Source organism: Microbacterium sp. R86528, from assembly GCF_044596335.1.
Classification (GTDB): Bacteria; Actinomycetota; Actinomycetes; order Actinomycetales; family Microbacteriaceae; genus Microbacterium; species Microbacterium marmarense.
On record NZ_CP138996.1, the window covers coordinates 1006669 to 1028311 of the forward strand.

Genomic DNA, 21643 nt, shown 5'->3' on the forward strand with positions numbered 1-21643 from the left:
CTCACGCTACCCGCACAAACCTACGAGTTGGCCGTGCGCGTGTGTTCTAGGATTACGCGGGGAGGGACTGCCATGACCGCACGCCACTACCGCGCTCTGCGCGGCGCGACAGCCGCGTGGGTGGCGACGATCATCGCCGCGACGTCCCACACGCTGTCTGGCGGCGGGGCACCCCATCCTCTTCTTGTGGTCGCGCTGGCGATTCTGCTTTCGCCCGTTGCTGTCGCTATCGCCGGCAGACGCCTCGCGCTCTGGCGCATGACGGCAACCGTGCTCGCGAGCCAGATGGTGTTTCATCTCGCGTTCGCCATGACCTCCGGAGCCTCGGCTTCGTCCGGGACTGTCGAGGCTGCAACCTCAACGCACGCGCACCACGTTCTCGGATCGTTTTCGTCAGCGGGCGTTGCGGGTATCTTTCCGGATGCTGCCATGCTCGCGGGCCACCTCACCGCAGCTATCGTCACCGTCGCCGGGCTCTACTTCGGCGGCCGAATGCTGCGAACTCTCGGGCGCGGCGTGCGGTCGATATTCGCGCGCGCACACGCGCTCATTCCGCTCGACTCCCTGCCTTGTGCGCACCCGGCAGCGCGCGTGTTGCCCACGCTGCGTGCAATCACCCTGCTGAGCGATGTCTCACGCCGGGGACCCCCAGCTTTCGTCAGCGCGGCGCTCTAGCCGCATCCACACCGGATCTGCTTGCATCCGTAGTTTTCACCGCGCGCTCTCGCGCGCTCTTGACGAAAGACATATTCATGAACGCTGTTTCTTACTCTCCTGCACGCCGTCGAACGCTGACTCTCGCTGGCGTTGCCACCGGCATCGCCCTCGTTGTGGCCACGCCGCTGATGGCTTCGGCCCACGTACACGTCGATCCGGGTGAAGTCGCCGCCGGGTCGAGTCAAACGCTGACATTCTCGTCGTCGCACGGTTGCGATGGTTCACCGACCACCGCTTTCGTCGTCGACATTCCCGAAGGTGTCACCTCGGTCGCCCCTGTCATTGACGGCGCGTACTCAATCTCGCGTGTACTTGGAAGCGACGGCATCGCCACACAGGTGACATACACCGCGCTGGCGCCCATCGAAGACGGGCTCAAGGCAACGATGAGCATGGCTGTGCTCTTCGAAGAGGCGACCGCCAACACCGACATCGCCTTTCCGGTAACCCAGCTCTGCGAAGAAGGCGAGAATGCGTGGATTGAGGTAGCCGAAGACGGCGCCGACTCTCACGATCTCGATTCGCCCGCACCCGTGGTGAGCGTCGGCGAGTTGGCTCAAGAGAGCTCACACGACCATGACGACGCGGCCGACCAAGAGAGCGCTGAAGGCGCCGAGCACACTGACGATGAGCACAGCGATCATGCTGATGCCAAAGATGCCAGCACCGAGACCGAGCCTGGCTCATCGCTCGCCATCGCCGCGCTGTGGCTCGGCATCGGGGGTCTCGCCGCGGGCCTCGCCGGCCTGATCGTAGCGATCGTGCGCACCCGCCCCAGCAAGAGCTAGACCCACAAACACGGTGGGAGGAGCGTCCGAAAGCGGGCGCCCTCCCCACCGTGATCTTGATCAGAATCACGGCGGGGAGGGTGAGAGAATAGACGGGCCATGCCGAATGACATTCCCTCGAACCTGCCTCCGGTGCTGCGCCCGGCCTCACCTCCCACGCACGAGCTGAGCGACCTTGCCGCGCACTTCGGCACCGAAGTTCGTGGAAACGTTGCGGGTGTCACACTGAGCGGCATCACTCTCGCCACCGCAGATCTTCGCCCCGGCGATGTGTTCGTCGCGGTCAGAGGCGTAAACCGCCATGGCGCTGAGTTCGCCGCACAGGCTGCAGCGCGAGGAGCTGTTGCCGTCGTCACGGATTCAAGCGGCGCCGACATCGCAGAGCAGTCAGGGTTGCCCGTCGTGCTGGTAGAAGACCCGCGGGGCATCTTGGGTGAGTTGTCGGCATGGGTCTACTCGACCGGGCCGGCGAACGACCTGCCAATTCTGTTGGCGACCACGGGCACGAATGGCAAGACAAGCGTCTCTCATCTGCTCGAGGGCATCCTCGCCCAGCTAGGCGCCACGACGGGCTTGTCTTCCACCGCCGAGCGTCATATCGCCGGTGAAGTAATCGTTTCGCGTCTGACGACCCCCGAGGCCTACGAAATGCACGCTCTGCTCGCGCTGATGCGAGAGCGAGGTGTCGAGGCCGTCGCCGTCGAGGTGAGTGCACAGGCTCTTTCGCGCCGCCGCGTCGATGGAATCATGTTCGACGTTGCCGGCTTCACCAATCTGACCCATGATCATCTCGATGACTACGCCGATATGCGCGAGTACTTCGAAGCCAAGATTCCGCTGTTTCGCTCTGATCGTTCACGCCGTGCCGTTGTCTGCATCGACGCGCCATCCGGCGTCGAGATCCTCGCACGCAGTGAAGTGCCGACGGTCTCGGTCGGCACCCCCGCTATCGCCGAGAATGTGGATGCTGCGAGCAACGCCGACTGGATAGTCGACATCCGCGAAGAGCGACAGGACGGCACCGAGTTCACGTTGACCTGTCGCGACGGTCGCACGCTCACCACGACCGTTCCCGTCATCGGTCGCCACATGGCGGCCAACGCGGGGCTCGCGATTGTGATGATTCTTGAGGGCGGCTACGCGTGGGAACGTTTGGTCGAGGCGCTCGATGAGTCACGTATCGACGCCTACCTTCCCGGCCGCACCCAGCGCGTGTCTGGTGACGCAGGTCCGGCGGTGTACGTCGACTTCGGGCACTCCCCCGATGCATTCGAGAAGACTCTTGCCGCGGTGCGTCGTGTCACTCCCGGCAAAGTTGTCATGCTGTTCGGCGCTGATGGCGATCGAGACGCGACGAAGCGGTATGACATGGGCCGAACGGCGGTGCAGGGCAGTGACATTCTGATCGTCACCGACCATCACCCACGCAACGAGGAGCCCGATTCGATACGCGCCACTCTCATCGAAGGCGCCCGTCGGGCTCGTCCAGACGCGGATATTCGCGAGTATTCGCCGCCCGAGCGCGCAATTCTCGAAGCAATCGCGCTGGTCAGTGACGGCGACGCCATCCTGTGGGCTGGACCGGGCCACCAGGACTACCGCGATGTGCGCGGAATGCGACAACCGTATTCGGCGCGTGAGTTGTCACGCCGCGCGCTCCAAGCCGCTGGGTGGGATGTTCCGGACTCGGCATGGCCGGTTCCTTATCCTCCCGATGAGACCCCACTGTCTGATCCCACGCGCCCGCTGTACTAGCCGCTCGGCGCGGCTACCGAGTGGCGAACGCGGCGATGGCGGCGTCGGCGTGCTCGCGCGCCCAGCGTTCGGCCTCAGCGAGCGAATCTCGAGTGAGTTCCGCTGGTGCCTCGTGATCGTCCACCACGCGCTGCACGGTCTCGACGATCCCGGTAAACGGAAGTTTGCCGTCGTGAAACGCATCGACCGCCTGCTCGTTCGCCGCGTTGAAAACGGCGGGAAAAGTGCGGCGCGCACGCCCCACGCTCTTGGCGAGCCGAACTGCCGGAAACGCCACCTCATCCAGCGGCTCGAAGGTCCAGGCACTGGCTGTCGTCCAGTCCAAAGGATGCCCGACACCCGAGACGCGGTGCGGCCAATCGAGGCCAAGTGAGATCGGCAGACGCATGTCAGGCGGAGACGCCTGTGCGATCGTCGAACCGTCGTTGAACTCGACCATGGAGTGAACGATCGACTGCGGATGCACCACCACATCGATATCGCCGTAGGCGACGTCGAACAACAGGTGTGCTTCGATCACTTCGAGGCCCTTGTTGACCAGCGTGGCCGAGTTGGTCGTGACGACACGCCCCATATCCCAGGTCGGGTGAGCAAGCGCCTCGGCGGGTGTCACCGCCGCCAGCGATTCGTAGCTACGACCACGGAACGGGCCGCCAGATGCCGTGAGCACGAGTCGTCGAACCTCAAAATGATCACCGGCACGAAGCGCCTGCGCGATCGCCGAGTGCTCAGAGTCGACCGGAACGATCTGGCCCGGTGCGGCGATGGCTGTGACGAGATCGCCACCGACGATCAACGATTCCTTGTTCGCTAAGGCAAGCGTGCGTCCGCACTCGAGTGCCGCCAGCGTCGGTCCGAGCCCCACAGATCCGGTGATGCCGTTGAGCACCACATCGGCCTCGACGTCACGCACCAGCTGTTCAGCTTCGAGCGCGCCGAGAGCAACATGCTCTACCCCGAACTCTGCCGCTTGGGCCTGAACGGCAGCGTGTTTGGAGCCCGCGGCCAGCCCCACGACTTCGAACCGTCCCCCATTCGCTCGAATGACATCGAGCGCTTGCGTTCCGATCGAACCCGTGGAGCCAAGGATGAGGATGCGTCGCATGACCTCAGCCTAATCAGCCAGCGATGTCCTAGAGGATGGGTTGCGTGCCCAGAATGTCAACCACGAACACGAGAGTCTCGTCCTGAAGCTCGTGGCCTTCCGACGCGCCGTAGCCGAATTCCGGTGGAATCACTACGAGCACCTGGGAACCGACGGTCTGTCCCTCCAGCGCCTGCTGGAATCCCGCCACAACGCCCGTGGTCTGGAACGATGCGGGTGTGCCGCTTTCCCAGCTCGAGTCGAAGACAGACCCGTCAGACCACTTCACACCGGTGTAGTGCACGAGCACCGTGTCGCCCTCAGCAACGACCGCGCCGTCGCCGAGTTTCAGGGTTTCGATCTGCACCTCGGTCGGAGCATCGGCATCGGGCACGGTGATGGTTGGCGCACCGTCTTCAGCGAGCTCGACGGTCGGCATGCCGTCTACTGGGTCCTGGGGCTCGCCCCAGGCAGCGCTGGGCACAACGTCGATGAGGTCGATGATGTAGGCCTCGGCAGTCGTGGTGCCGTCCGCTGCTGCCGGGAATGCGGCGACAACGCGGGTTCCCGGGGTAGCGCAGCCGAGCAGCTGACCGAGCGGGTTATCTGCGGAAATCTGCTGGGGCAGTGCGGAAGTGTCGTAGCCGAACGCTCCCAGGCTTTCGCCGGTCTCGGCGTCAAACGCTGAGAGGGCGTATACGACGAGGTCGCCATCAGCAACCGGGTCGCCTGAGCCCTCCTCGACAACGGAGCTCTGCAGCTCGTCCACCTCGAGCGGAGTGTCGAACACCAGCGTCGATTCTTCACCAACCTCGCCTTCAACGACGAGCGCGTCGGTGGCAGACCCCGAAGACACGGCGGCGCTGCACAAATCAGTCGCGGTATCGGTCGAAGGCGACGCATCGGTGTCAGCGTCGGTGGTCGATGTACATCCGGCGAGCAGCACAATGGATAGTGCGGCAACAGACGCGGCGGCGAACGGGCGAATACGCACGAATAAACCTCATAGTCAATTAGGGGTGAAACCTCATTGTCTCGCACGTTTCTATCTCTCCGCTGAATACATACGTGCCGTAATAGGAATGAAATCGCATGTAGCCTCGATGGGTGACTCCTGACTCTTCCGCCGAGGCCGAGAATTCGGGTGCATCGTCGGCCCCCGAAGAGCCGGTCAGCGCCGCCGATCCCGAACAAGAAGAAGCAGTCGAAACTGACGCCGAGGTAACGCGCATGGGCGCGACCTACGCCATGGGCCGAATGGTCATCACGCCCTTGGCGAGGCTTATCTACCGACCCCGCATTGAAGGCCGCAGTCACGTTCCGAAGTCGGGGCCGGTGATTTTCGCGAGCAATCATCTGTCGTTTATCGACTCGATCGCCATTCCCGTTGCAGCACCCCGCCCGGTGCATTTTCTCGCCAAATCGAGCTACTTTGACGGGCCTGGGTTCAAAGGCTGGGTATCGAACCAGTTTTTCAGTGCAATCGGCGCGATCCCGGTGCAGCGAGGAGCAGGAAAAGCGGCCCTTGATGCCCTCGACCAGCAACGTCGGCTGCTCGATCAAGACCGCGCAGTGGCACTGTACCCAGAAGGCACCCGCTCCCTCGACGGTCGCTTGTATAAGGGGCGCACCGGAGTTGCTTTTCTCGCCCTGCAGACGGGCGCTCCCGTTGTTCCTGTCGGCCTGGTGGGCACCGATCTTGTGATGCCCGTGGGCGCGAAGATGCCTTCTGTGAAGCACCGCATCACCGTTCGCTTCGGCGAACCGCTTGAGCTCGCCCACCATGGTCCGTCGACGTCAGGTCGCGCGCGCCGCCTGGCAACCGATGACATTATGGCGGCGATCCACTCGCTGTCGGGCCAGGAACTTGCGAACGCCTACAACGAGGCTCCCGCTCACACGCCGATTGAGAGAATCAGGCAGGCTTTTCCGCACGAACGGAGATAGTCGCCTCGTGGCGAACCGTAAAATTCACCGAGTTCGCAATGAAACACCACTCGTTGGCCTGCGCATGGGCGGCTGTGGCAGCATCCCTCATCGACTCCGCTTCAATCGTCACGTGGGGGCGCAACACGACTTCGCGAAACGCCCCTCCTCCGCGGCCGTCTTCTTCGAGGATTCCAAGCGCGGTATCTTCATAGGCCACCACCACTACTCCGCTCTTCACACAGGCGTGCAGATACGACAGCAGATGACATTCGCTGAGGGCCGAAAGCAATAGGTCTTCTGGATTCCACCTGGTCGCATCGCCCCGAAACGGCTTGTCAGCCGAGGCCAGCAACTCGGGTTTACCAGGAACGGTGAGGGTGACTGAGCGGTCGTAATCGCGATAGCCAGATGTACCCGACCCGCGATCGCCGGTCCAGGTGGTTCGGACGGAGTATCGATGCTCACCCAACATGATGCACAGTCTGCCACGACACAGCGGGCGCTCGCGGCGGTAGGCTAGCGGGGTGCCGCAGACCCTTGCCGTAGCCGATGCTGTGGAACTCGCCGTCGTCGAACGAAGCGGGTTCATCGAGTCCCGACATGCGGGTGCAGCAATCGTGCTCGCGCCCGACGGCACGATCGTTCACAAGCTCGGCGACCCCACCGCGCTGGTGCTGCCTCGCTCAAGTATGAAGCCGCTGCAGGCTCTTGCTTGTTTGGCAGCCGGAGCGCCACTTGAGGGCGAACGCCTCGGCTTGGCAACGGCCAGTCACGCCGGCACCGATCGACATGTTGCCGTTGTTCGCGAGATTCTCGGTTCGGCGGGATTGGGCGAGGACGATCTCGCCTGCCCCGCCGCGTGGCCGGGTGACCGGGCAACGCGCGACGCTATGGTGCGTGAGCACAGCGATAAGGCGTCGATCCGAATGAACTGCTCGGGCAAGCACGCGGCAATGCTGCTGGCGTGCACGACGAACGGCTGGAACACCGCGAGCTATCTTGAGCTGGATCACCCCCTGCAGGCGCATATTCGCGAAGTGGTCGAACGACTCGTCGGCGAGAAGGCCGCCGCCACTGCGATCGATGGATGCGGCGCACCGGTGTACGCCACCACGCTTTTCGGTCTAGCGCGGGCCATCCACCGCCTGGGCAATTCTGCTGTCACGTCGCCGTTTGCGCTGCACCGCAGCGCTGGTGCTCTCGTTCAAGCCGTGCGGCAGAATCCCTGGACGATCCAAGGCCCTGGCTTGCCAGACACCATCGCCACCGAACGGCTGGGCGTGTTCACCAAACACGGCGCCGAGGGCGTCATGGTGATGGTCGCGCCCGACGGATCGACAGTGGCTGCGAAGATCCTCGATGGCAACGGCCGCGCAGCGACCGCAGTCGCGCTGCGCCTGCTCGAGCGCTCTGGCGCTCTGGAAAAATCAGCAGTCGATGACACCATTGCGCATCTTTCGCTGTCGATTGCCGGTGGCGGCCAAAGTGTCGGGGCCATCCGCCCCACCTTCTAGGCACGCCCCCAGGAGGAGCCGGCGCCGGCTCTTCCAAGCCGATCGCCTTTACTCGGGCACGAGCACCTCGGTGTCTGCGTTGAGGCTCTCGCCCCGGAAGAATGGCTTGGAGTGGGAGAACATGAACCACACCAGCATGAGCACGACGCCGAAGGCAAGCGAGCCGACACCGAGAACGAAGGTTCCTCCTACCCCGAAGAGCACGGTGTAGCCGTAATCGACATCGAACATATCGATCGCGGATTGCACGAACGCCAGCGTGAGCATCAACGCGCCGAGTAGCGGCAGCAAACCCTTGTAGACGAGATTGCGACCGGAACGGAAGAGTTCTCGCCGGAAGAACCACACGCTGGCGTAGCCGGTGATCGCGTAGTAGAAAGCGATTGCGAGGCCGAGCGAGAGGATCGAGTCTTGCAAGATGTTGTCGCTGATCAGCGTCATGCCGATGTAGTAGAGGCTCGCGACGATGCCCATCACGAGAGTCGAGAATGAGGGGGTCTTGTAGCGCGGGTGCACCGTCATGAACCGCTTCGGCAACGCCCGGTAGGCGGCCATCGACAGGGTGCCCCGTGCGGTTGGAAGGATGGTCGTCTGGGTTGAAGAAACAGCAGAGATCATGACAGCAACCAGCAGCACCCACCCGAAGGGACCCAAGAGTCCGTCTTTGACCGCGAGGAAGAAGTCATCAGCGATCGCTTCGTTTCCCAGGCCGGTGGCATCATCACCGAGGCCCGCGTACATCATGGCTGCGACGGTCACCCCCACATACGTGAACAGCAGAATGACCGTGGTCAGAAGCGCCGCGCGTCCCGGGATGCGCTTGGGGTCTTTGGTCTCTTCGTTGAGGGCGAGACAGGTGTCCCAGCCCCAGTAGATGAATAGCGCGAGCAACACAGCCTCGGTAAATGCGCTCCAGTCGGTGAAGCCCAGCGGGTTGAACCACTCCCAGCTGAACGGGGTCGGGTTGGGCGCCGACCCGTCGAAGTACTGCCACAGGGCCGCAATCACGAAGATCGCCAGAGCCAGGTACTGGATGCCGAGCAAGATGTTCTGAATGCGCTCGCCGATCTCGACCCCTCGCCAGCTCACCCACGTCATCGATGCGATGAAGACCACCCCGGTCGCGGTGACGAGCGGCGCGTTGTCTGCCAAGGAGCCGTCGCCGAAGAGCGACCAGAAGTAGATGCCCGCGATCTGCGCGAGGTTCGCGAGAACGACCATTCCCGCAACGGCAACACCCCAGCCGCCCATCCAGCCCACCCACGGGCCGAACGCTTTCGTTCCCCAGGTGAACGTTGTTCCGCAGTCTGGCACGGCGTTGTTCAGCTCACGGTATGCGAATGCGATGAACAGCATCGGAATGAATGCGAGCACAAACGCGATCGGCGCTTGAGCGCCCACTGCCAGCACGACCCAGCCCAGCGTCGCCACCAGCGAATACACGGGCGCCGTCGACGCGAGACCGATGACAGTCGACCCCCACAAACCGAGCGTGCCGGTTGCAAGACCTTTGCCCTGCGGGTGATCAAGTTCGATTGGGGATGTAGCCACAACCTGACGTTATGGGTGTGGTGGTCGCGGGTCAATAGTCGGCAGAACGATTCGCTCAGGATCACCGCCTGACGCCGTCAACCAGGCACGTCCGCGGCCCGGTTCGATGTAGGGCGGAAGCGATCGCCACCCGGTCAGCAGACGAAACTCTGCGGAGCACGAAGCATCGATGACAAGATCATGATCGCCCCGGATCTGTGACAGCATGCGCCAGTGCCGTTGCCATTCGTCGGGTTCTCCGGCAACAATGACGCACGCATCGGCGGTGACTTCGGGGTGCGCGACGTAGTCGTCGAGCGAGACCACTCGAACTCCACCTGACTGCCAGCGTGAGATGGCATTGCGAGCGGCAGGCGAGCGGCGCGCAACGTAGCCGGTCAGGTTGACTGCTGGCATCCATTCTTGTCTCGGTGGCGCGGTCGGAGCAGGTTCGGGCTCTGGGACAGTTGCGATTTGAACCATCACGCCATCGATGCGGCCACGTCCTGCCGGGGCATCGGGCGCGTAGTGCTCGGGTGATCCGCCGGCCGCCAGATGCTCTGCCCGCGATGGCAGCGAGAGCAGAATGCGCCGAGGAAAGAGTTCAGCAATTCGGGTCACCGATCCAACCAGCCGCTGCGCAGACGCGGCGACCAGAACCCCGCGCGCGCCAGCCGTGCGCACGAGGTCTTCGACGCACTCGAGCGCGGCATGCGCGTACTCGGCACCGAACCGCGTGGGAACCATGTCGAGGTCGTCAATGACGATCACCGTGCCGGGTTCAATGCGCCCCTCAGCAAGAGTGACCAGCGCATCCCATGCGCGCTCTGGATCGCTCGGAACTCGAACCAGCCGACCCTCAGCTTGGGCGGCGATCACCTCGAGGGTGTTCGTTTTGCCGCTTCCTGCGCCCCCGATCACGAGAATGGCTCTATCTGTCACATCGAGCGTCATGGGGCGTTGACGCTGCCGTTCAGGCTCGTCGAGCAGACCGAGCGCTATTGCTGCGCTCTCGCCACCAGGCACCAGTTCTTTCAGGGTGAGCTGAGTGGGAAGCGCGGGAAGCCATGGACGCCGCGGAAGCGTCGCTGTGGCATCACGCGCCAGCGCGACATCGCTCGGCTGCGAAAGCGCGATTCTCACCTTGCAAGGGCGGGAGTCAGACGCGCGACGGATGAGGGCAATTCCTCGGCCCTCAACGCCGCCGGGCAGCATGGCGGCGTCTTCGACGCCGATGAGTGCGCGGCTGTCCGCTCCGTCCGTAACTCTCAAGCTGATACGCAGCGGGCAATTGGCAAGCAGGCTGTCGCGCACCACTCCAGCCGCACGCTGCGTGCCCAAGATGAGGTGCATCCCAAGAGCACGGCCGCGTGCGGCGACATCGGTGAACACTGCATGCAACTCTGGGTGGTTCCCCAGCAGCGCAGCGAACTCGTCGACCACCACCACCAGCCGTGGCAGGGCCACGCGCGGGTCGAGAATGTCGCGCGCGCCCACACTCGCGATCGCCGCCTCGCGCCAGCGCACCTCTGCGCGCAGGCTTTGAATGGCCCGTCTGGCCCCTGCGCCATCGAGGTCGGTGATGACGCCCGTGACGTGTGGCACGCCCTTGAGGCAGTCAAACGCGGTGCCGCCTTTGAAGTCGGCGAGGAGGAAGTTGACTTCCGTCGTCGAACGGCTGGAGCACAGGGCGACTATCCACGTGATGAGCAGTTCGCTCTTGCCCGAACCTGTCACCCCCGCCACCACCGCATGTGGACCGTCCGAGACCAGATCGACGACAGCCGCTTCGCCAGCATTCGCGCCGATCGAGACAGCCAAGCCACTCGAGGTCACGGCCGGCGACAGGGTCGGGAGCTCCCGCAAGAACAGCGGTGTCTCGTCTCTCGAAAAACCCCATGCGCCGGCAGCGCGGCGATTGAGCATGCTGGCAATCGTTTTCGCCTGCTCCAGAGCAATGCCCTCTACCTCTATTGCGAACCGCTCCCCTGCGAGGTCGAGATGTGCGCGGGAGAGCGTCTCCAGCTCGAGCACTGCGGCGCACCGCGGTGGAAGTGGCTCACCTGCCAGTGAGCGCGCCAGCACGATCTCTGCTTCGACAGGTGGCTGCTCGCCAGGGCCGATGAGCGCAAGCGCCATGCCCGCCGTCGACCTGCGGTGAGGCAGCTCTGCTGCCCACTCGAGATCTCCTCGCAGCGGTCCCACGATGCGCAGCTCACCCGGCGGGAGGGCCGCGCACAGCTGAATGGCCCACGCGCGCTGTACCGCGCTGGCGAGCACGGGTGGCCCAACGGCCACTGCGCCACCGCTTGCTCTCACAACGAGAGGTGCTTGCGGGATCCACGCCGCTTCGGTGCGCAGCCGCGTGGAGAGCGGGTCTCCGTCTCCGCCGGTGACGCGCAGACCACTCGGCACACTGGCCGCGCCCAGTACGAGCGCATCGTCTCGCCCCGACGCTGCCCGCCAGATTTCAGCGTCGCGTCGCATCAGCAGCGCAACATCGGGGTGGCGCGCCCAGAGCTTCGTACGTTCGCGAGACTGCCACTTGGTGATGGTGTCGGCCACACGTTCGCGTTGCTGTGCGGCATCCGCTTCTGCCTGGCGGCGCCCGCGACGCGCTGCGCGCTTGCCATCGATCATCGACCCGACAGCGATCAGCGGGCCGAGCAGTGCGAACCACAGCATCATCGGAGATCCCGTGACTAGCCAGAGCACAACGGCGCCCATCAGCGGGACGACAGACGCCACCACCGGGATCGGCGGTCGCGCAGGTGCCGTCCACTTCGCAGGCAGCCTCAGCGCGTCTTCGTCGATGGCCTCGTGTCCCGCGGGTGCGTGAGGCAGCTCCTCGGGAGCTTCGCTCGACGAAGGCACCCCCCGAGAAAGGTGACGGGGCACGCGAGCGATCGGTTCGGCGAGGAAGGTGTGTGGCACTCCTCGAGTTCAGCGTACAAAGCCCTACACCCCCGGGAGCACAATCGTCATGTGCTGGCGTGCGCTGTGCGAGCGCTTGGGGAGGAGTCGTTGCGCTCAGTCGTCGAGCCGAACGTCGGCTCAGTCGTTGCGCTCAGTCGTCGTCGAGCCGAACGTCGGCTCAGTCGTCGCTGGCAGCTCGGGAGCGCTCGTCTGCGACGTCGAGCACGATGACTGTCACGTTGTCGCGCCCGCCGTTCTCGAGAGCAGCGGCGAGCATCGCGCGGACCGCGTCGGCGGGGTCAGCGTTCTCTTCGAGAAAGTGTCGAATTCCGTAGTCGGTGAGTTCTTTGGTCAGACCGTCGGAACAGATGACGAAGCGGTCACCATCGATGACATCGAGGCGAACATAGTCGGGAGTCGCACCCTCAGTCGGACCTACCGCTCGCGTGATGACGTTGCCATATGGATGGCTCTCGGCTTCTTCGGGGCTGAGCCGCCCGGCCGCGATCAGTTCTTGAACGACCGAGTGATCAGTGGTGATCTGCACGATGGCGCCATCGCGAAGCACGTAGACACGCGAATCACCGATGTTCATCGTCACCCAGTGGGGCTCGCTGCCGCTGGTATCGAGATAGACGCCGGTGAGCGTTGTTCCCGTTCCCTCATCGGTGGTCTCAGGGTGCGAAGCGATGTCCTTCACAGCGAGTGCAAGCGCCTTGTCGATGACCTTGGGCGTGATCTTCGCGCCCGTTGCGATAGCTTGCATGCGGGCGACTGTGCTCGCGCTGGCGATCTCGCCCCCAATGTGGCCGCCCATGCCGTCGGCCACGATGAAAAGCGGATACTCAGCGAAGAACGCGTCTTGATTGATCTCGCGACGACGGCCGGTATCGGTGACGCCAGCCCAGTTCAACTTCACCTGGCCATCAGGAGTGCTCACCGTCGCAGAATGGGCGGATACCTCGGGCACGCCGTGTCCTCCCAATAGACTCTCTCACTCCAGACCATTCAGCCTGCCGTGTCATCACATACTAGTAGCTGAACGGTTCAGACCATCATCGCCATCCCCCGGCGGCGCGTCGATCGCGCCGGTGACCACTGCGACCGCGCCGGTTTCGGGTTCTTCTTCCATAGGTGCTTCGAACTGTGCGTTGTAGAGGTTCCAGTACGCACCGCGCGCGCGCAGCAGCTGATCGTGGCTGCCCTGCTCGACAATCGCGCCTTCTTCCATGACCAAGATGAGATCAGCATCACGGATGGTCGAGAGCCGATGCGCGATCACGAACGCGGTGCGGTCAGCGCGAAGCCGTGACATCGCACGTTGGATGAGCAGTTCAGTGCGGGTGTCGACAGAGCTGGTCGCTTCATCGAGAATCAAGATGCGCGGATCCGCCAGGAACGCGCGCGCGATCGTGATCAGCTGCCGCTCGCCCACGCTGAGGTTGGTCGCATCGTCGTCCAGCACGGTGTCGTAGCCATCTGGCAATGCGTGCACGAATCGGTCAACATACGCCGCGGTCGCCGCTTGCACAATGTCAGCTTCTGACGCCCCCGGCCGACCGTAGGCGATGTTCTCGCGGATCGTGCCCGAGAACAGCCACGTGTCTTGCAGCACCATACCGGTGCGGGCACGCAGATCATCGCGCGTCATCGTCTGAATGTCGACGCCGTCAAGACTGATGCGTCCGCTGTCGGCATCGTAGAAACGCATGATGAGGTTCACCAGCGTAGTTTTCCCGGCTCCAGTCGGGCCGACGATCGCTACCGTGCTTCCCGGCTCTGCTTTCAGGCTCAGCCCCTCGATCAGCGGTTTGTCAGCCGAGTACCGGAACGAAACGTTCGCGAACTCAAGGTGGCTCGCGTCAGCCGGCGCAGTCTCGGCGGGATCAGCATCCATCGTCTGCTCAGGCTCGTCGAGAAGCTCGAACACTCGCTCTGCGCTCGCTACACCCGACTGCAACAGGTTTGCCATCGAGCCGAGTTGGCTGAGCGGCTGCGTGAACTGACGTGAGTACTGAATGAACGCCTGAACGTCACCGATTGAGATGATTCCGGCTGCCACCTGAAGCCCGCCTACGACGGCGATCGCGACGTACACGAGGTTTCCGATGAACATCATCGCGGGCATGATGATGCCAGAAATGAACTGTGCGCCGAAGCTGGCCCGGTAGAGCTCTTCGTTCTCTTCTCTGAACGCCGCCTCAGCCTCTTTTTGGTGACCGAAGACCTTGACGATCGCGTGCCCTGAATAGGTCTCTTCGACCCGCGCGTTCAACACTCCGGTGCTCTTCCACTGTGCGACGAACAGCTTCTGCGAGCGACGGGCGACGAGCACCGTGATGACGATCGTCAACGGAATGGTCACGAGCGCGATCACCGCCAATAGCGGGGAGATGATGAACATCATCACGAGTACGCCCACGACCGTGAGCAGTGAGATCACCACTTGCGATACCGTCTGCTGCATCGTTTGTCCGATGTTGTCGACGTCGTTCGTGACCCGGCTCAAAAGGTCGCCGCGTTGCACTCGATCAAAGTACGACAACGGCAATCGCTGCACCTTGTCTTCGACCTGCAGACGCAGGCGATGCATGGCGCGTTGCACGATGCCGTTGAGCATGCGTGCTTGCAGCCAGCCGAAGAGGGCAGAGAACAGATAGATCGCCAACACGATGACGAGAATCCCGGCGAGCTTCTCGAAGTCGATACCAGCCCCCGGCGTGAAGTCCATCGCCGACAGCATGTCAGCCTGCTCTTGTTGCCCGGAGGCGACGAGTCCCTCCACAACTTGCTCTTGGGTCGCATCAGCAGGTACCTGAAGTGAAACGAAGCCAGCGAAGACGATGTTGGTGCCCTCGCCGAGCATCTTCGGGCCGAGCACTGACAGTCCCACTGACAGCACGGCGAAGAGCAGCACCACAATCAGCCTGGGCGTGTCTGTGCGCAGCGTGCCGAGCAGGCGCTTCGCGCTCGGACCGAAGTTCTGAGCCTTGACTACCGGTGCGGTGTTTCCGCCTGGTCCCCGAGGACCGGGCCCCGGACGTGACGGGCCGCTCATGCTGTTGCCTCCGCTGCCAACTGGGATTCCACGATCTCTCGATACGTCCCGCACGTCGCAACGAGCTCGTCGTGTTTGCCTATTCCGACCATTCGCCCGTGATCCAGCACGACAATCTGGTCGGCTTGCTGCACCGTCGAAACCCGCTGAGCAACAACCAGTCGCGTCGCACCTGGCAGCTTCTCGTCGAGAGCTCGTCGCAGCGCGGCATCGGTTCTGAGGTCGAGCGCCGAAAAGGAGTCATCGAAGATATAGATCGGAGGGTTCTTCACCAGTGCGCGGGCAATCGCCAAGCGCTGCCGCTGTCCACCAGACACGTTAGATCCGCCCTGCGCGATCGGAGCTTGCAGTCCCTCAGCCAGAGCGTCAACGAACTCGCGTCCCTGCGCGATATCGAGCGCTCGCCACAATTCGTCGTCGGTCGCACCGGGGTCGCCGTAACGAAGGTTGTCGGCGACCGTGCCGGTAAAGAGAAAAGCGCGCTGCTGCACCAGGCCCACGCGGCGCCACAGTTCGTCGGGGTCGTACGCGCGAACATCGAGGCCATCGACCGTCACCGAGCCCGCCGTTGCGTCAAACAAGCGAGGCACGAGTCCGATGAGCGTGGTCTTGCCCGCACCCGTTGAGCCGATAATGGCTGTCGTCGTACCAGGCTCCACCGTGAAAGTAAGGCCCTTGAGCACTGCGTCTTCGGCGCCCGGGTAAGAGAAATCAACGTTCTCGAACTGGATACGACCTGAGACAGGCGGGGGTGTGGATGCTGACGCTGGCGCTGCCACAGAAGGCACAGTATCGAGCACCTCACCGATGCGAGCAGCACTCACCGCGGCGCGGGGAATCATCACAAACATAAACGTCGCCATCATGACACCCATGAGGATCTGCATGAGGTAGGTAAGGAATGCGAACAGCGTGCCAATCTCGACACCGCTGTTTTGCACTTGATAGGCACCGAACCAGATCACAGCGACACTCGAGAGGTTCATCACGAGCATGACAGCGGGGAACATGATCGCCATCAGGTTGCCCGCCCGCAGCGCTGTGTCTTTCACATCGTCGCTGGCTTTGGCGAAACGTACCCGCTCTTCACGTTCACGCACGAACGCACGCACCACTCGCATGCCGGTGAGCTGCTCGCGCATGATCTGGTTGACCCGGTCGATGCGCTTCTGCATCTGGGTAAAGGCAGGCACCATCCGCCACACGATAAGACTGACGATTACGAGGAGAACAGGGATCGACACGACCATCAGCCAGGAGAGTCCGGCGTCTTGCCGGACAGCCATGATCACGCCGCCAATGGCCAGCATTGGCGCAGAGATCATCAGGGCCGCAGAACCCTGCACGAGCATCTGCACCTGGTAGACATCGTTCGTGTTTCGAGTGATCAGCGAAGGCGGCCCGAACTGCCCCACTTCGCGCTGTGAGAAGGCGACAACGCGGTGAAAGAGGTCGTTGCGAAGATCGCGGCCGATGCCCATCGCCAATCGCGACCCGAAATAGACCGCGACAATGGCGCAAATAATCTGCACGAAACTGATCGCCAGCATCACGCCGCCGGTCGACCAAATGTATGGGATGTCGCCCACGACGACACCGTTGTCGATGATGTCGGCATTGAGCGTCGGCAACAGCAGCGAAGCAATCGACTGCGCAAGCTGGAAGATCACTACAGCGACGATCAACAGCCAGGCGGGACGCAAATAGCGTCCGAGAAGTTTGCCGAGCACGACGGTCCTTTCTAGAGCGTGATCTCAACCCGCTCGCGCGACACACACCCACAGCTACGCTACGCCCGACACTGAGCATGCGGCGACTCGGGACGTACGCCGTGGGCGATATCTCGCGCCAATATCTGGCGCCAAGAACCCTACGTTTTCGCGCCCGGGTCCTCCGGCAACGGGAACAACGCGTCGATCGCCTCGAGCTGGTCGCTTGTCGGTGTCCATGCGGTAGCGGCCGCGGCGTTCGCGCGCACTTGTTCGGGGCTGGTGGCGCCGGCGATCACGCTGGAAATCGCCGGTTGTGCCAGCATCCACCCGTATGTCGCCTCGAGCATCGTGATGCCCCATTCATCACACAGCGCTTGATACTGCTCGAGGGCGTCCCAGGGAGCGTCTTGCCAGATGTGAGGACGCTGCCTTGCGATGCGCGAATCCTCTGGCGCGTGGTCGCGGCTGAACTTGCCTGTCAGCAACCCGTTGTGCAGCGGGAAATAAGGAAACAGTCCCACTTCAAAGCGGGCAACAGCGGGAATCACTTCGCGCTCGGCCGCACGTGCAAGCAGACTGTAGTGGTTCTGCGCCGACACGAACGGAACACTCGACCGCTGCAGCGCTGCATAGTGCGCTTCGGCGATCTGCCAACCTGACAAATTGGAGTGGCCGATGTAGCGAACCTTGCCCTCACGCACCAGATCACTCAGAGCGTCGAGTGTCTCTTCAACGGGCGTCTCAAGGTCGGGCGTGTGAAGCTGGTAGAGATCGATCCAATCCGTTTGCAACCGCGACAACGACCCGTCAATGGCCCGTCGAATGTAGCTGCGCGAGGCTTTAGCGCCCGAGGGCGGATAGCCCATGTCGCGGCCGAAATGGCCGAACTTGGTGGCCAACGTGACTTCGTCGCGTCGCCCCTTCAACGCCTGCCCCATCAACGACTCCGAAAGTCCAGGGTCTTTGCCGTACATATCGGCGGTATCGAGAAAGGTCACCCCAGCGTCTATCGCAGCGAAAAGCACATCACGGGTGCCTTCCAGCGACTCTGATCGAGTGCCTGGGCGCCCAAAGTTGTTGCAGCCGAGACCAACAGCCGAGACCTGAAGACCGGAGGCGCCGACACGGCGCAGGGGAACTGAGTTGCTCATGCCTCCACGCTATCTCTCCCCCACGACAGCTGAAGCCCCTCACCGCGTGGCGAGGGGCTTCAGCTAAGGTGTCAGGCCTTGGGCGGTTCAGGCGCCGCGGGGGGCTCAGTCGCTGCCGGTGGCTCCGGAGCTGCTGCCGGCGGAGGTGTCGGAGCTGCGGGCGGCGGTGTCGGTGCCGCTGCGGGAGGAGCGGCAGGTGCTGCCGGCGGCTGGTAGACCGGGGGCGCCGCGGGCGGGGTGTTGCCAGCTGCGGGCGGGTATGCGCCAGGAGTGGTCGTCGGGTTGGGCGGGAAGCCACCGGCGGGAACCTGGCTGGGCACTGCATCCCACACGGTCTTGTCAGAGAGGAACCCGTTGCTCGCCCACGGTGCTGCGGGAATCGCGGTGTTCCAGCGCGACTTGTCGAACGCGTTGATGCCGTACCAGACGATGCTCAGGAAGAAGTAGAGAATCAGCCAAACTGCCTCTTTCTGCAGCTTGAGTCCCACCCGCCAAGCGGCGAGCAACGTGACCAAGAACGCTGCAAGGCCGAAGAGCTGGCCGATTACGGGGATCCAGCTCAAGAAGATCGCGGCACCGGCAGCGATCAGGATCAACCATGGACTCAGGTCGCCCAGCTTGCTGAAGATCATGGTGTTGTACACGGGCACCCATGCACGCCACTTGCCCTTCACCCCGGCCTTTTCGAAGATCTTCATCAGGAAGATTGAGAAGATGATGTAGCCGGCAAGGGCGAGGATCAGCAGAAACGGGATAAGGACCAGGTAGAACGCCAGCAGTCCGCTGGCGTCGTCGTAGTCGTAATAAGTGGTGTTCACGGTGAAGCGCTCCCCCATGGATTGTTCGAGCCCGAAGCCCAATACGAATCAGACCCTTTCGGCCCGCGTGCTACATGCTAGCGACTCACGTTCCTCGCCAACAAGCATTCCTGAAGAATGACGTTCCGGTATCAGACGATCAGGAGCACCTCGGTGTCATTGGTCACCCGCATGTTCACGCCCTCCGACGATGCCCAGCGCAAGAGTCCGGGCAACGTAGAAACCCGCGGGCGCGAGGTAGCCAACAAGCGAACAAGCGCACCCTTTGCATGCTTGTTGAAGTGATTCAGCGCGCGAACTTCTCCTTCGCCGCTATCGCTCACGACGCGAACGTACACCGACGGAACCGTCGCAGGCACGGGCCCTAGCGCCACGTATGCCTCAGACCGCATGTCAAGCAGCAGACGCGGCGACGCCTCGTGGAGAGCCGCCGAGACGGCATCGGCCCACACTCGCTTGAGAGAAGGCAGTCCTGGCAGTGACGCGCTGGCGCCCAGTCGATAGGAGGGGATCTTCTCAAGAGCGCCGACGAGACCGAAAGGAGCGCACTGAATACGAACGTGAGAACTGAGCCATCGTCGTGCCGCACCATCTAGCGAGACAGCATCGAGCGCATCGAAGAGCACGCCGGTGTACCGATCGGCGGCCGGCATCGTTGGCGACTCTCGCAGCGTGGCGTTGACTTCAATCTCACCGATCTGCTTCGGGCCCAGCTTCAGAACCCGCGTCGCGCTGAGGGGATCGTCAGAGAGTGCAACGAGCGATCGCACCACCGCCTCGCGTTGCGGAGTAAGCGATGAGTACGACATCTGAGCAAGATCGAGCGGTTGCGCGAACCCGCCTGAGCGCTTCGTTTCAGAGGGCGGTAACAGGACCAGCATGCAGAGTATTCTCCTGAGACGCAGAACGGCCAGCCCGCAGGGGCTGGCCGTTCTGAAATGACTGATCGCTAGGAGATCAACGCTGCGTTGCCGGCGACGATGGTGAGCTCGTTGCCTTCCATCGACACGAAGCCATCCTGAGCATTGGCGATGATCTTCTCGCCAGACAGCTGTGTGATGCGCACCTGTCCCTCGGCGAGGATCGCCAGCATCGGCTCGTGACCCGGCATGAGGCCGATCTCGCCGACGACCGTCTTGGCGACGACGAGCGAAGCTTCTCCGGTCCAGACCTCTGCGTCAGCGGAGACCAGGCTTACGTGGAGCGGCATCTCAGCCATTCTCCTTCTGGATCTTCGCCCACTGCTCTTCCACGTCAGAGATACCGCCGACGTTGAAGAACGCCTGCTCCGCTACGTGGTCGAAGTCGCCCTTGACGATCGCGTCGAAGGACTCGATGGTCTCCTTGATCGGAACCGTGGAGCCCTCGACACCCGTGAACTTCTTAGCCATGTAGGTGTTCTGCGACAAGAACTGCTGGATGCGACGCGCGCGCGAGACAACGATCTTGTCTTCTTCAGAGAGCTCATCGACACCGAGGATCGCGATGATCTCCTGGAGCTCCTTGTTCTTCTGCAGAATCTGCTTGACAGCGGTAGCCACGCGGTAGTGGTCAGCACCGATGTAGCGCGGGTCCAAGATACGGCTGGTCGAGGTGAGCGGGTCGACGGCCGGGTAAAGACCCTTCGATGCGATCTCTCGCGAGAGCTCAGTTGTCGCGTCGAGGTGAGCGAATGTGGTCGCAGGAGCTGGGTCGGTGTAGTCATCGGCGGGCACGTAGATCGCCTGCAGCGAGGTGATCGAGTGACCACGCGTCGACGTGATGCGCTCCTGGAGCACACCCATCTCGTCCGCGAGGTTCGGCTGGTAGCCCACCGCCGAAGGCATACGACCCAAGAGTGTCGAAACCTCAGACCCGGCCTGGGTGAAGCGGAAGATGTTGTCGATGAACAACAGCACGTCCTGCTTCTGAACGTCACGGAAATACTCAGCCATGGTGAGCGCCGACAGCGCAACGCGAAGACGCGTTCCCGGCGGCTCGTCCATCTGACCGAACACAAGGGCGGTCTTCTCGAAGACGCCGGCTTCTTCCATTTCAAAGATGAGGTCGTTACCTTCACGGGTACGCTCACCGACACCAGCGAACACCGACACACCACCGTGGTCCTGTGCGACGCGCTGGATCATCTCCTGGATGAGCACCGTCTTTCCGACACCAGCACCGCCGAACAGACCGATCTTTCCACCGAGCACGTACGGCGTCAGAAGGTCGATGACCTTGATGCCGGTCTCGAACATCTCGGTCTTCGACTCGAGCTGGTCGAAGCTCGGCGCCTTGCGGTGGATGCCCCATCGCTCGGTGATCTCGATCTTCTCGTCGGGGGCTGCGTTGAGCACCTCGCCGATCACGTTGAACACCTTGCCCTTGGTGACGTCTCCAACGGGCACCGTGATGGGGCCGCCGGTGTCGCGCACTTCCTGGCCGCGAACGACGCCATCGGTGGGCTTCAGCGAGATGGCGCGCACGAGGTCATCACCGAGGTGCTGTGCAACTTCGAGCGTGATCTCGTTCGACTCACCATCAATCGTGATGGTGGTCTTGAGCGCGTTGTAGATCTCGGGGATCGAGTCGTGCGGGAACTCGATGTCGACGACGGGTCCGGTCACGCGGGCAACACGCCCGACGCCCGTTGACACGGTCTTCTCTTCGGTGAGGCTCATGGCTTCTTCTC

Annotated in this window: 18 protein-coding genes; 5 read left to right on the forward strand and 13 right to left on the reverse strand. The window is 62.9% G+C overall.

Translation table 11 applies throughout. The features are described 5' to 3' along the window. The first annotated feature begins 72 nt into the window (after nt 1–72). The 3 genes from SJY18_RS04930 to SJY18_RS04940 all read left to right on the forward strand — a co-directional run bounded on the left by SJY18_RS04930 (nt 73) and on the right by SJY18_RS04940 (nt 3260). Nucleotides 73–675: a hypothetical protein gene (locus SJY18_RS04930; RefSeq protein ID WP_337338785.1), complete on the forward strand. Its 603-nt coding sequence runs from the start codon at nt 73–75 to the stop codon at nt 673–675. Nucleotides 676–752: 77 nt separating this feature from the next. Continuing rightward, complete coding sequence (locus tag SJY18_RS04935; protein ID WP_396668581.1) at nt 753–1505, forward strand: DUF1775 domain-containing protein; 753 nt, start codon at nt 753–755, stop codon at nt 1503–1505. 99 nt (nt 1506–1604) lie between these two features. Next, nucleotides 1605–3260 (forward strand): Mur ligase family protein, encoded by a 1656-nt coding sequence (locus SJY18_RS04940; protein WP_396668582.1) that lies wholly within the window; start codon nt 1605–1607, stop codon nt 3258–3260. A 13-nt stretch (nt 3261–3273) separates the two neighbouring features. Here SJY18_RS04940 and dxr read toward each other — a convergent pair whose 3' ends face one another. Further along, a complete protein-coding gene (gene dxr / locus SJY18_RS04945; RefSeq protein WP_396668583.1) occupies nt 3274–4365 on the reverse strand; it encodes a 1-deoxy-D-xylulose-5-phosphate reductoisomerase in 1092 nt (363 codons plus the stop codon). Nucleotides 4366–4393: 28 nt separating this feature from the next. Then, nucleotides 4394–5338: an FKBP-type peptidyl-prolyl cis-trans isomerase gene (locus SJY18_RS04950; protein ID WP_337338789.1), complete on the reverse strand. Its 945-nt coding sequence runs from the start codon at nt 5336–5338 to the stop codon at nt 4394–4396. A gap of 236 nt (nt 5339–5574) precedes the next feature. Here SJY18_RS04950 and SJY18_RS04955 point away from each other — a divergent pair, with 236 nt between their 5' ends. Beyond that, on the forward strand, nt 5575–6291 hold the full coding sequence (locus tag SJY18_RS04955) for a lysophospholipid acyltransferase family protein (RefSeq protein ID WP_337338925.1): 717 nt from the start codon (nt 5575–5577) through the stop codon (nt 6289–6291). On the opposite strand, the gene SJY18_RS04960 is transcribed toward SJY18_RS04955, so the two are convergent. Then, nucleotides 6260–6745 carry an OsmC family protein gene (locus tag SJY18_RS04960; RefSeq protein WP_396668584.1) on the reverse strand — a complete coding sequence of 162 codons (486 nt, stop codon included), beginning with the start codon at nt 6743–6745 and terminating at the stop codon, nt 6260–6262. The two genes, SJY18_RS04955 and SJY18_RS04960, sit on opposite strands and share 32 nt — an antisense overlap. A 52-nt stretch (nt 6746–6797) precedes the next feature. Here SJY18_RS04960 and SJY18_RS04965 point away from each other — a divergent pair, with 52 nt between their 5' ends. Continuing rightward, nucleotides 6798–7787 carry an asparaginase gene (locus tag SJY18_RS04965; RefSeq protein WP_396668585.1) on the forward strand — a complete coding sequence of 330 codons (990 nt, stop codon included), beginning with the start codon at nt 6798–6800 and terminating at the stop codon, nt 7785–7787. A 48-nt stretch (nt 7788–7835) separates the two neighbouring features. Here the strand turns inward: SJY18_RS04965 and SJY18_RS04970 are convergent, their stop codons facing one another. The 10 genes from SJY18_RS04970 to atpD form a co-directional block, all read right to left on the reverse strand. Then, nucleotides 7836–9338, reverse strand: a complete 1503-nt coding sequence (locus tag SJY18_RS04970) for an APC family permease (protein ID WP_396668586.1) — start codon at nt 9336–9338, stop codon at nt 7836–7838. Between the two features lie 9 nt (nt 9339–9347). Further along, nucleotides 9348–12251: an FtsK/SpoIIIE domain-containing protein gene (locus tag SJY18_RS04975; protein ID WP_396668587.1), complete on the reverse strand. Its 2904-nt coding sequence runs from the start codon at nt 12249–12251 to the stop codon at nt 9348–9350. 160 nt (nt 12252–12411) lie between these two features. After that, the gene (locus SJY18_RS04980; protein WP_396668588.1) at nt 12412–13203 is read right to left on the reverse strand and encodes a PP2C family protein-serine/threonine phosphatase; all 792 of its coding nucleotides are present in this window, start codon (nt 13201–13203) and stop codon (nt 12412–12414) included. A 54-nt stretch (nt 13204–13257) separates the two neighbouring features. After that, a complete protein-coding gene (locus SJY18_RS04985; RefSeq protein WP_396668589.1) occupies nt 13258–15291 on the reverse strand; it encodes an ABC transporter ATP-binding protein in 2034 nt (677 codons plus the stop codon). Then, nucleotides 15288–17021 carry an ABC transporter ATP-binding protein gene (locus tag SJY18_RS04990; RefSeq protein ID WP_396668590.1) on the reverse strand — a complete coding sequence of 578 codons (1734 nt, stop codon included), beginning with the start codon at nt 17019–17021 and terminating at the stop codon, nt 15288–15290. The genes SJY18_RS04985 and SJY18_RS04990 overlap by 4 nt, the downstream gene beginning before the upstream one ends. 140 nt (nt 17022–17161) lie before the next feature. After that, complete coding sequence (locus SJY18_RS04995) at nt 17162–18154, reverse strand: aldo/keto reductase (RefSeq protein ID WP_396668591.1); 993 nt, start codon at nt 18152–18154, stop codon at nt 17162–17164. Between the two features lie 71 nt (nt 18155–18225). After that, on the reverse strand, nt 18226–18972 hold the full coding sequence (locus SJY18_RS05000; protein WP_337338798.1) for a large exoprotein: 747 nt from the start codon (nt 18970–18972) through the stop codon (nt 18226–18228). A gap of 131 nt (nt 18973–19103) precedes the next feature. Beyond that, nucleotides 19104–19853, reverse strand: a complete 750-nt coding sequence (locus tag SJY18_RS05005) for a YaaA family protein (protein ID WP_396668592.1) — start codon at nt 19851–19853, stop codon at nt 19104–19106. A 68-nt stretch (nt 19854–19921) separates the two neighbouring features. Further along, nucleotides 19922–20182, reverse strand: a complete 261-nt coding sequence (locus SJY18_RS05010) for a F0F1 ATP synthase subunit epsilon (RefSeq protein WP_337338926.1) — start codon at nt 20180–20182, stop codon at nt 19922–19924. 1 nt (nt 20183) lies between these two features. Continuing rightward, nucleotides 20184–21632 (reverse strand): F0F1 ATP synthase subunit beta, encoded by a 1449-nt coding sequence (atpD, locus tag SJY18_RS05015; protein WP_337338800.1) that lies wholly within the window; start codon nt 21630–21632, stop codon nt 20184–20186. Nucleotides 21633–21643: the final 11 nt, after the last annotated feature.